The organism is Echinicola strongylocentroti, from assembly GCF_003260975.1.
GTDB lineage: Bacteria > Bacteroidota > Bacteroidia > Cytophagales > Cyclobacteriaceae > Echinicola > Echinicola strongylocentroti.
In genome coordinates, this window is sequence record NZ_CP030041.1 from 1,909,702 (window position 1) to 1,921,516 (window position 11,815).

Genomic DNA, 11,815 nt, shown 5'->3' on the forward strand with positions numbered 1-11,815 from the left:
ATTCTATCCTTTGGCATCTAAATTCTGCCAAATAAAAAATGCTGTACAAGGCACCTCTTCTCCATTACTCCCCTGCTCATAGATTTTGTCAATACCTCATAAAATAATCATATTGGAATTATTTTCAAAATTTTATCATTATTGCAGTGAATTCTGATCAAAAAACACCGAATTACTATTTAGACAGATTTTAAATTAATAAGAGCAGGTCGAAATAATTCATTTCGTGGAGTTTCTGTAATAAATTTGTAATATCTAAAAGTACCAATAATGCAGCATAAGTTTAGCGCCATAAGTCTTTCCTATAAAAACGCCCCGGTGGAAATCAGGGAAATTATAGCACTGGACGACAAGGCCATACAATCTCTACTGGTAAAACTGAAGGAGTTCTTCAACGTGAAGGACACCTTGATTTTATCTACCTGTAACAGGACAGAGGTGTATTATGCGCATGAGCTGGATCTTAGTACAGAGATCATTAAGCTGATCGGTACCGAAAAAGGCCTACATAATGTGGTCTCCTATCTTGAGTACTTCACCATTATCCAAGACGAAAAAGAGGCCATTGAGCACCTTTTTAAAGTCTCCATGGGGCTGGAAGCGCAGGTAGTGGGAGACATGCAGATATCCAACCAGGTAAAACGGGCTTATCAAGCTTCTGCAGACCTTGAAATGGCAGGTCCCTTCCTCCACCGATTGATGCACACCATTTTCTTCACGAACAAGAGAGTGGTACAAGAGACAGCTTTTCGGGACGGAGCGGCTTCTGTTTCTTATGCTGCAGTAGAATTGATAGAAGGGCTCACTTCCAACACTATCAATCCCAGAATCCTACTTCTTGGACTGGGAGAAATAGGTGAAGATGTGGCCAAAAACATGGTTTATCTCCCCAATGCCCAAGTAACCCTTACCAACAGAACCCACGAAAAGGCAATTCAAATGGGTGCAGAGCTAGGGTTTAAAGTTGTTCCTTTCGAAAAAGCACTTGAGGCCATGCAAGAGGCAGACGTAGTGGTTTCCTCCATTTCGGCATCCAAGCCATTCATCACCAAGTCCCTTGTCAAGGAATTTGACATCAAGAGCTATAAACTATTCGTCGACCTATCTGTGCCCCGTAGCATAGAAACGACCTTGGAAGATGTACCCGGCGTATTATTGTATAATGTCGACAATATCCAGAGCAAAGCTACAGAAGCTCTTGAAAAAAGACTCGCTGCTGTACCGCAAGTAGAAAATATTATCAAAGAAAGTATTGAGGAGTTTTACAGCTGGAAAAAAGAAATGATGGTATCCCCGACCATCAACAAGCTCAAAAATGCCTTGGAACAAATCCGCATGGAAGAACTGGAGCGGTACATGAAAAACGCCAGCAAAGAAGAATACGCTGTCATCGACAAGATCACCAAAAGCATGATGCAAAAGATCATCAAAGTACCTGTGGTACAGCTAAAAGCAGCATGCAAGAAAGACCAGGCGGAAGGAATGATCGACATCATTTCTGATCTATTCGATCTGGAAAGAGAAAACACCAATCACTAAAATAAAGGGACAGTCATCTCATAAACATCTGATGGTAATTGGAGCACCAATATGAGTCAGATGTTTTTTTGTTTATCAGACATTTTTTGAAAAACATAAGCATTAGGCTTACTTTAGAGACAAAATTAAAATACTACTTCAATGTCAACAGTAACAGGTAAATGGGCACTGGCCTTTTCATTGCTCATCGCTTCATTGGGATCGGCCTTTGCTCAAATGTACGAAGTGTACAACCCACAACTTGAGCTGATCCAAAAGATCAACAACGACCACATTTTCCTCCTGAGCGAATCCATCCGAGTAAGTGATAAAGATCAACACCTCAAACTTCTCAACCCTAACTACGAACCATTTTTGGAACTGGAAGGATCTTCCATTTACCAATACCTGAGCCCTTGGATCCTTGTAGAGCAAGACGGAAAACTTGGCGCTTATCATGAATATGGGGAGCTGATCATGAAACCCGATTATGATCACATCGATACGCGGTACAACGAACTTCTCGGCAAAAAGGGAAACACCTTTTACCACTATGACATCGGATCAAAAACCCTGCAGGCATTAGGCTCCTTTCAAGAAGCCCACATTGCCAAAAATGGCCAAATCATCGCAAAAACACCCGCTGGCTACCAGTTGCCCTTGTCCGACAGCCCACAACAGGTTTACCAACACTTGGAATCAGTATCCAATGGCACGATCCTTTCACATGGGTCCAGCGGATATGGCTTGATCAACAGAGAAGGAGAGTATATCCTTGCCCCCGTCCTCGACACTCTCCAACACCTGGAAGATGAATTTTTCTTTGGCTATAACGAAAACCAGTACATGCTCATCAAGGCCACTGAAGACGATGCCAAAATAGAGTACAGCAGCTACCATAAAATAATCGTGAAAAATGACGTAATCCTAGAGTACATCCACGGCCGCTTACGACGGATCATGAAAAACGACGGTATCCTCCTTGACATCATGGGCATGGCAGATGTAGTCAGAATCGATGCGGACCATTACAATGTCTATTTCAAAAACGGAAAAGTGGGGCTTTTGGACAGTAAAGGCATCTGGCAGGTGGTTCCAGCAGACAGTATTACAGCTATCCAACCCGGAAATGAAGAGCGTTTCGGGGCATTACAAGACAGGCATTATGGCTATGTAAACAGGGCTGGGAAATGGATCATCCCGCACCAATATGAAGGTACTAAAAAGTTTTCTGAAGGGCTAGCCGCTGTCAAAGACCATGGCGCCTGGGGCTATATCGACAGCCATGGCAGCATGATAATCCCTGCCCAGTATGATGATGCCAGCGAATTTCACAACGGCCTGGCCATTGTCAAAAAAGACGGAAATGCCAACCTTATCGATCGCAGTGGAAAAGAAATCCTTAAGGAGTATTATCAACATATCGCTCTATCGGACGACCACTATTATATTACAGAAAACAACGGATCCTTTGGAATGATCGACCCAACTGGTAAAGAAATCGTCACGCCAACATTCCAATCAGTAAGAAGGGAAGGCTACGATAAGATCATCGTCCAAAAAAACGGGCGTTTCGGCATTATCAACGAAACTGGAGAAGCTCTTTTGCCTGTTTATTACCAAGACATCATCATCGACAATAGCAACCAAAAAATACTCGCTGAAGACATCTATAAGCCAATTATCACGGAAGATGACAGCAAAAAGAAGAGAAAGAAAAAAGACTAAGCTACAAAAAACAATCGGTCATCAGTACTCAGCTAAAAACTGAATCTTGATGACCGATTTTATTTAACCCGCATTCTACCCAAGGCTTGGAATGCGGGTTTTATATTATATCAATCTATTTTTTATCTCCTTTGGACTTGTCATTGCCCTTGTCGTCAGGCTTGGCGATGGACTCCCTCATACCTGTGTCGGATTTGATGTTTTCCATTTTATAATAGTCCATTACACCGAGATTTCCAGACCTGAAAGCCTCTGCCAATGCCTTGGGCACCTCTGCTTCTGCTTCGATTACCTTGGCCCTCATTTCCACATTACGGGCTTTCATTTCCTGCTCAAGCGCTACGGCCATCGCCCTTCTTTCCTCGGCCTTAGCTTCGGCCACCTTAAGGTCAGCAGATGCTTGGTCGATCTGCAGTTTGGCACCAATGTTCGTCCCCACATCAATATCGGCGATGTCAATGGACAATATTTCAAATGCCGTCCCCGCATCCAGTCCACGCTGCAGCACTAGCTTGGAGATTTTATCTGGATTTTCCAACACGCTCTTGTGCGTAGCCGCCGAACCAATGGAGGTCACAATCCCCTCACCTACCCTGGCCAAAATGGTATCTTCACCAGAACCACCTACCAACTGGGCAATATTCGCACGAACAGTCACCCTTGCTTTGGCGATCAGCTGGATACCGTCGGCCGCTACAGCCGCCACATTGGGCGTATTGATCACTTTGGGATTTACAGAAATCTGCACCGCTTCAAACACGTCCCTTCCTGCCAAATCAATCGCTGTGGCTTGCTTAAAAGTCAAGGTAATATTAGCCTTATCAGCTGAAATCAACGCCCTGATGACATTGGGAACGTTCCCTCCTGCCAAATAATGTGTTTCAAGCTCATTGGTGGTGAGGTCCAAGCCTGCCTTGGTGGCAGTGATCAGGGAATTGACAATAATACTGGGGGGGACTTTCCGGATCCTCATCCCTATCAACTCACCTATTCCTACTTTTACATTGGCAAAAATCGCAGTAATCCATAAGTTTACTGGCACAAAATAAAGGAAGATGAACAGTAATATCAGTCCTCCAAAAGCTGCAATTAAGATAATTGCTGAATTAGCTATTTCCATAGTTTCTTATTTAATGATAATTCTGTTGTATTCAAGTTGCTGGATCTCTACGTCCTGTCCAGCAGGAATAAACCCCGAATTGGACTTTACTTCATAAATCGTATCACCAAACTCCGCCTTGCCATAGGGCTTGATATCAGACACTGTCTTCCCCCTTAGCCCGACTTGAAGCCCTTCCAAACGATCATCATACGTACGGCTAGAGATAGTGTCTTTCAGCGAAAATCGCTTCCACACGCCGGATTTGAAGCCATAAAAAATCACACCCACGTTGGTCATAGCCGTAAGACCCAGTACCCAAAGGGCTGTCGATGAATCATAATTTACAAAAGTAAGGTAAACTCCAAGTGCACTAAAGGCCAATCCCAAAATCCCCACCACGGTAGTTCCTGGAACAAAAATCACTTCCAGAAGGATAAGTATCAACCCTAGTACCAATAATCCGAGAATAAGCGCCCAAGTCATGGTTCGTTGTTAATTGTTCTGCTCAAATTAGATAGATTTTTTGGATTTAGGAAATCCACCCATTTAAATTCCCTTAAAAATAAAGAAGGCCAGAACCCAACATTAGCAAATCCTGCTATGTCACATTCCAGCCTCCCCATATTCTCTGATGGCTTATAAAAGTGAGGATTACAAATCCCCGCTATTCGAATCCGGAACAGCTTAATGGAGTCAGCAACTCAAAGCTTACCAGTACTAGAGCAGAGCCTCAGCACCGCTACGCATATACCTCAAGACTCACATCCCGCTACTTTATTCCAATCAATAAGCTTTGGCAAACAACACCCTCCCGCTGGAAGGATTACCGGTAAGGATACACTTCCCTGCTTCTTTAACTTGATCCAATGGAATGCACCTAATAGTAGCCTTGGTCAATTCTTTGATTTTTTCCTCAGTTTCGGAAGTCCCGTCCCAATGGGCTGACACAAAACCGCCTTTTCCTTCAAGCACCTCTTGGAACTCCTCCCAAGTCTCCACGGGGGTCGTTTTTTCTTCCCTAAACTGAAGTGCCTTCTGGTAAATAGACTCTTGAATCTCATCCAACTTTGCGGTGATATAACTACCTATATTCACCTCACCCAAATTGACCATTTCTTTGGTAAGCGTATCTCTTCGGGCTATTTCTATGGTATTGTTGGCGAGGTCCCGCGGCCCCATTGCGATTCTTAACGGCACCCCTTTTAGCTCATATTCTGCAAATTTCCAACCCGGCTTATGGGTGTCACGGTGGTCAAAATGCACCGAAATACCAAGTGGCTTCAATTCATCCATGACTTCATGAGCCTTTTCTTCCACTGCTAGTAATTCCTCCTCGCTTCTGAATATCGGCACGATCACCACTTGGATAGGTGCCAATTTCGGAGGCAACACCAAGCCGTTATCATCGGAATGCGCCATGATCAAGGCCCCCATCAAACGTGTACTCACGCCCCAAGAAGTACCCCACACATGCTCCAACCCTCCTTCTTTGGTGGCGAATTTCACGTCGAAGGCCTTGGCAAAATTTTGCCCTAAGAAGTGTGACGTGCCAGCTTGAAGCGCCTTACCATCCTGCATCATAGCTTCGATGCAGTAAGTTTCTTCAGCTCCTGCAAAGCGCTCGTTAGCGGTTTTAATACCCTTCACCACTGGAACGCCCATATATTCCTCGGCAAACTGTCCATAGATATTCATCATCAACTCCGTCTCCTCCTCTGCTTCCTTTCTGGTGGCATGTGCCGTGTGGCCTTCTTGCCATAAAAATTCCGCTGTTCTCAGAAACAGTCGGGTTCTCATTTCCCATCTCACCACATTGGCCCATTGGTTTACCTTTAGGGGGAGATCTCGGTAAGATTGAACCCAGTTTCGGTAGGTACTCCAGATTACGGTCTCAGAAGTTGGTCGCACGATCAACTCCTCTTCAAGTTTGGCATCAGGATCTACGATCACGCCTTTACCATCTTCATCATTCTTTAGACGATAGTGGGTCACCACAGCACATTCCTTCGCAAATCCCTCTACATGACTGGCTTCTTTGGACAAATAGGATTTTGGAATGAACAAAGGGAAATAGGCATTGCTATGTCCCGTGTCCTTAAACATTTTATCCAGTTGTTGTTGCATTTTTTCCCAAATGGAATAGCCATAAGGCTTGATCACCATGCATCCTCTAACGGCCGAATTCTCCGCCAGATCGGCCCTTTTCACCAATTCATTGTACCACTGTGAGTAGTCTTCACTTCTTTTTGGCAGTCCTTTGCTCATGAGTAAAATTTGTTGTTTTCGAAAAACTCTTTAACTTTCGTCCCTATTTTGGGGAGCAAATATAATTTAAAAAAATATAACCCTCCCCCCATGAGCACGTATATAGTGTTACGAGTTGTAAACTAAATGATTATGAAGAAAAATACCTCATACCGTTATCTCGCTCTCCTAGCAGCTGTAGGACTGGTTTCCTGTAGCAGCAGCTATAGCGCTATGCAAGGAGAAACAGATGACCTCTATTTTATGGCCTCTGATGACGCTGTAGTCACTTCTAATGCTGTAAATAATAACACTCCTGAAAATTTCAATGATTATTCTCAGGCAAGCGCTACCAATCAGTACCAGCAAGAGAGCTTTTCTGCCAAAAATGTCAACCCAGAATATGTCGCCAAATATCAGGTTCAGAATGACACAGTACCTGATGATGATATCGTGTATTTTGATGACAATACATCCACCCAAAGCACTACAACAGATGCTGAAGGCAATGTAAATGTGTACAACAGTTTTTACGGATATAATGATCCAAACGGGTCCAGTAGTCGAAACTCTTGGACTCCATATATGTCCATGAATATGATGTACGGCCCTTGGGGAATGTCCCCTGGCTTTGGCATGGGATTCTATGATCCTTTCTGGGGTCCCGGGTATGGGTTTAGACCAGGCTTTAACATGTCCATCGGTTTTGGAATCGGTTTCGGCATGGGCGGATGGGGATATAATCCTTACAGCCCATTCTACGATCCTTTCTATGGACCTCGCTATGCTTATGGTGGTGGGTATTACGGCGGTTACTATGGAGGAGGCTATTATGGACGTCCCATCATCGTAAACAATATCTACAACGGAGAAAGCCGTCGTATCGTCAGAGCTGCAAGAACAAGCAGAGGCAGTACCTCTCCGACCAGGGTGACCAGAAGAAGCGCTTCAGAGCCTAGCACTTCCCGTGCCATCGCTCGCAGAAGTGCTGTGAGCAGAGTAGACGGCAACAGATCCAGAAGCGATTTCAGCAGATCTGAAAACGACTATGTAAACGGAAGAAGCCGTGTAACTTCGGCATCATCAAGCAGAAGAACGACCAATTCCGCTGTTATGACCCGACCAAGTAGCTCAGAAAGATCCAGAAGTGCTTACACCCCAAGATCTTCCAGCACCCGAAGGGAAGTTTCAACTCGTCAATCAAGCACTAATAGATCACGATCAAGCTATTCTACTCCAAGTAGAAGTAGTTCTTCTCCTTCTTATAACACCAGAAGCAGAAGCTCTTCAAGCAGTAGAACATACTCTACACCAAGTAGGACAAGATCAAACAGCAGTTATACTCCATCCAGAAGTAGCAGCAGCCGAAGCTACAGCAGCAGCTCGTCATCCAGGAGCTCAGGAGGCACAAGCCGTAGTTCTGGAGGATCAAGAAGAGGGGGAAATTAATTCCCCCTTTTTTTACCACTTTTTCCACTATCACCGTTAAATAATCAGAACCTTATTAGCAAATCACCGCACAGCTATCTGCATAGCTGAATGGAATCATATTAGTTAAGCGAGTATGAAAAATATTAAAACAACTATTATAGGGATAGGTATTCTACTTGGAACCTCCTCGATAACACCCGTATTAGCCCAAACCCTTGAAGACGCATTAAGGTATAGCCAGTATAATGCTACTGGTTCTGCCAGAATAATGGGAATCGGAGGAAGCCAATTTGCCATTGGCGGGGATGTTTCCAATATCTCAGGAAACCCTGCTGGGCTTGGTTTTTTCAGAAAATCTGAATTTAGCTTTACACCGTCTTATGGTAACTGGAAGTCCACCTCCTCCTTTATGGGCCAACCTCAAGAGGACAATAAAGGCAACTTTTCACTACCCAATATTAGCATTGTAATGGCCAAGGTAAAGGATCCTCTCAACCAAGATGATTGGAGAGGACATTCCTTTGGCATCAGCTACAATAGAATTAACAATTTCAATAATACCTTTGGCTATTTTTCTGCAATTGGCAGCCCTACATCTTTACTTGATTATTATGCTGATGACTATAATATGTACGGAGAACCTGTTATCGGAGACCCCGCAGGTCTTCCTTTGGACGTAGAACTAGTGGTAAGTGATGGGGGCTCTTTCTACCCCTCTGATTACACCTACAACCCCAATGAGGATGGATCCCCAAACTACGACAATCCTATTGCTCCATTTCAAGATGAGCTAATTAGAAACGAAGGTAACCTAAGCCAGTTCACTTTTGCCTATGGCGGAAACTACAAAAACAAACTGTTCATCGGTGGATCAATGGGAATAACCTCTATCAATTACACCTCACGTAAAATATTCAATGAACAATTCACTGATCAAGACAATAATAACTCATTGTATTATTCCTTAGCAGAAAACCTGCACCACAGTGGTACCGGTATCAATTTAAACCTTGGTATCATCTACAAACCAATCGACCAAATTAATATCGGTGCATCCTTCAGTTCACCTACATGGGCACGATATGAAGAGGTGTTTGACTCAGACATTTTAGCTGAATTTTATGACCTTAACGGCAATCTAGAATCAGAAGATCAGGCATATAGCAACATATATGAATCCACCATCAATCTTACCACTCCAATGAAACTGAGCGGTGGTATGGCATTCTTTATCAACAAAAATGGTTTTATTACAGCTGATGTGGATTTCCTGAACTATTCATCAATGAATCTTTCCTCTTCGGACTATAGATTGAATGCTGCCAATGAAGACATAGACAATACAATGGGCAATGTCTTAAACTACCGCATTGGTGGTGAATGGCGCATCAATATGTTCAGACTAAGAGCTGGTACAGCTTTATACGGCGACCCATATAAAGATTCGGAATTGGACCGCTCCAGAACCCAATATACCGGAGGAGTAGGCGTGAAACTGGCAAAAATGTATGTGGATTTGGGCATCGTGCATAGTCAATTTGACTCATACTACACATCCTACCCAGGTGCTGAACTGACCACTATCGACAACTCAAACACTCAAGGTCTCCTCACCCTAGGGTTTAACTTCTAAAAAAACTCATCAATTCCGATACCAAATGCTCAGTGGAAATATCATCTCCGCTGAGCATTATTTTTGCCTGCTCATAATACATTTCCCTGTCCGCCAAAAGGTCCTGTAGCTTTAGCCTGATCTCCGCAGTATCCATCCCCCTAAACATTGGTCGCTTATCCGCCTCATTCTTCGTCAGTCGTAAAAGCAGCTGCCCAATGCCCACATTCAGGAATACAGAAATTCCGTGCTGGTTGATCAGTTCCATGTTTTCATTGAAACAGGGGGCGCCACCGCCTGTCGAAAGCAGAAACGAAGAATCCTTACTCAGGAGTTTTTGGATCACCTTGGTTTCCAAGCGCCGGAAATAGCCCTCCCCTTCATCCATAAAAATCTCGGGAATACTCCTACCTTCCTCCTTTACGATCTCTTCATCCAGGTCATAAAAATCAAAACCCAACTGCCTTGCGGCGGCTTTGCCCAACGTGGATTTTCCACTCCCGGGCATCCCTACCAAAACGATCTTTGCGGAATTATCCATTATTGACGGTAACTATTTTTTACCTCCTCTATACCGGGAGCATTGTTAATATGATATTTCTTCAGCACGGTGCCGTCTTTTAGCAGCACTACCCCCGGGTTAGAGCGGATGATGGTCTTGAGCACTGTGGCATCACCAAAATAATAAGGCACATCCCAGTCTCGACCAGCGATGACCTGCTCTATTTCCTCTGCAGCCATCGCAGTGACAATCACCGTTTCGACCCCTTCGACATCCATGATGACATCCAAGTTGCCTAGCTTATCCGCATCCATCTTATCATAACTGCTGATCAAAATCAGCAATTTGTTCCCTTCCAAAATCCCCTCGGTAAAGTCCCCTTCGTCATTCCATATACCAAAATCAGCTATCTTCGGCAGTGCATCGGGGTTCTTCAGCTGCATGTCCACAAACTCATAACTCTCATCGGAAGGATACTCATCCAAGACCACCTCTTCGCCGTTCTTTTTCATAACATAGCGGTACTCCAATGCACCGGATGGCTGCATGGCGTCTGGGATATTAACACCTTCCTTATACGCTCTAAAATCAATAAAAGGCAAATTGCGAATGGCCAAAACCGAGAGAACAAGACATGCCAACGCACTTCCCCCTACCAAAATGGAGGTGAATTTTGAGGTATTGTTTGGTAAGTCTTTTCGCAAAACAAACAACACGCCGATCATTATTACCAAGACAATATCCTTGTAAAAGCTCTGCCAAGGAGTGAGCTTAATGGCATCACCAAAACAACCACAATCGGTCACCTTGTTAAAATAGGCCGAATAAAAAGTCAAAAACGTAAAAAAGAGGATCAGTACCAATAATAGGCTTACGGTAAGGTTCTTCTTGTAATTTAAAAGCAACATAATGCCCAAAACCACTTCAAGGACGATCAGAAAAACGGATAGCTCTAGCGAAAATGGTTTAAACACCTCAAAGAACGAGGCAATATCATTCGAAAACACTTCAAAGTATTCTTCAAGCTTGATGGAAGTTCCCACCGGATCGTTTACTTTGATCAGTCCTGAAAAAATAAAAAGCCCCCCAACCAAAAGTCTGAACAGGGTCAATAAGATTTTTTTAAGCATGCTCTTGTTCGTTTAACTTAATGAGACAAAATATGGCATAATTGATCATGTCCTGATAATTGGCATCTACCCCTTCTGAAGCAAGGGTTTTACCACTGTTGTCCTCTATTTGTTTTACACGGTACAGTTTCATCAAAATGATATCCGTCATAGAGGACACTCGCATATCACGCCAAGCTTCTCCATAGTCATGGTTCTTATTTTCCAGCAGTCCTCTGGTAGCGTCCACCCACTTGTCATACAGCGGCTCCAACTCCTCATACCCCAATTCCAACCGCTCATCATTTTTCAAATCCAGTTGGATCAGGGCGATCAGGCAATAATTGATAATGCCTATAAATTCATCCTGCACTGGATCCTGTACCCGCTGAGTGCCTTTATCTTGGATAGAACGAATACGCTGGGCCTTGATAAAAATCTGATCCGTAATGGACGGTAAGCGCAACACTCTCCAAGCCGTCCCATAATCGACGGTTTTCTTCTTAAAAAGTTCTTTACAAAGGGCAATAACTTGATTATATTCGCTAACAGTTTGCGTTTTCAAAGCA

At 43.7% G+C, this 11,815-nt stretch carries 10 protein-coding genes; 4 read left to right on the plus strand and 6 right to left on the minus strand.

From position 1 onward, the window contains the following. Window positions 1–270 precede the first annotated feature (270 nt). Both hemA and DN752_RS07210 read left to right on the plus strand, forming a co-directional pair. Complete coding sequence (gene hemA / locus DN752_RS07205; RefSeq protein ID WP_112783321.1) at window positions 271–1,539, plus strand: glutamyl-tRNA reductase; 1,269 nt, start codon at window positions 271–273, stop codon at window positions 1,537–1,539. Between the two features lie 141 nt (window positions 1,540–1,680). Further along, window positions 1,681–3,246: a WG repeat-containing protein gene (locus DN752_RS07210; RefSeq protein WP_112783322.1), complete on the plus strand. Its 1,566-nt coding sequence runs from the start codon at window positions 1,681–1,683 to the stop codon at window positions 3,244–3,246. A gap of 115 nt (window positions 3,247–3,361) precedes the next feature. Here DN752_RS07210 and floA read toward each other — a convergent pair whose 3' ends face one another. From floA to proS, 3 genes are all read right to left on the minus strand, one after another. Next, a complete protein-coding gene (gene floA, locus DN752_RS07215) occupies window positions 3,362–4,366 on the minus strand; it encodes a flotillin-like protein FloA (RefSeq protein WP_112783323.1) in 1,005 nt (334 codons plus the stop codon). A 6-nt stretch (window positions 4,367–4,372) separates the two neighbouring features. After that, entirely contained in the window at window positions 4,373–4,831 is a 459-nt protein-coding gene (locus DN752_RS07220) for an NfeD family protein (RefSeq protein WP_112783324.1), read from the minus strand. Window positions 4,832–5,131: 300 nt separating this feature from the next. After that, complete coding sequence (gene proS, locus DN752_RS07225) at window positions 5,132–6,613, minus strand: proline--tRNA ligase (protein ID WP_112783325.1); 1,482 nt, start codon at window positions 6,611–6,613, stop codon at window positions 5,132–5,134. A 132-nt stretch (window positions 6,614–6,745) separates the two neighbouring features. On the opposite strand from proS, the gene DN752_RS25240 reads away from it, so the two are divergent. Both DN752_RS25240 and DN752_RS07235 read left to right on the plus strand, forming a co-directional pair. Beyond that, window positions 6,746–8,041, plus strand: coding sequence for a hypothetical protein (locus DN752_RS25240; protein ID WP_112783326.1), 1,296 nt, complete (start codon window positions 6,746–6,748; stop codon window positions 8,039–8,041). A 115-nt stretch (window positions 8,042–8,156) separates the two neighbouring features. Then, window positions 8,157–9,656: an OmpP1/FadL family transporter gene (locus tag DN752_RS07235; protein WP_245949483.1), complete on the plus strand. Its 1,500-nt coding sequence runs from the start codon at window positions 8,157–8,159 to the stop codon at window positions 9,654–9,656. Here the strand turns inward: DN752_RS07235 and DN752_RS07240 are convergent. Genes DN752_RS07240 through DN752_RS07250 form a run of 3 tightly spaced genes read right to left on the minus strand, consistent with a single transcriptional unit; the run spans window position 9,646 to window position 11,811 of the window. Further along, window positions 9,646–10,176 carry a shikimate kinase gene (locus tag DN752_RS07240; RefSeq protein WP_112783327.1) on the minus strand — a complete coding sequence of 177 codons (531 nt, stop codon included), beginning with the start codon at window positions 10,174–10,176 and terminating at the stop codon, window positions 9,646–9,648. The genes DN752_RS07235 and DN752_RS07240 overlap by 11 nt on opposite strands. Further along, the gene (locus tag DN752_RS07245) at window positions 10,176–11,267 is read right to left on the minus strand and encodes a BT_3928 family protein (RefSeq protein ID WP_112783328.1); all 1,092 of its coding nucleotides are present in this window, start codon (window positions 11,265–11,267) and stop codon (window positions 10,176–10,178) included. The genes DN752_RS07240 and DN752_RS07245 overlap by 1 nt, the downstream gene beginning before the upstream one ends. Continuing rightward, window positions 11,260–11,811, minus strand: a complete 552-nt coding sequence (locus tag DN752_RS07250) for a DUF1599 domain-containing protein (RefSeq protein WP_112783329.1) — start codon at window positions 11,809–11,811, stop codon at window positions 11,260–11,262. The genes DN752_RS07245 and DN752_RS07250 overlap by 8 nt, the downstream gene beginning before the upstream one ends. Window positions 11,812–11,815 lie beyond the last annotated feature (4 nt).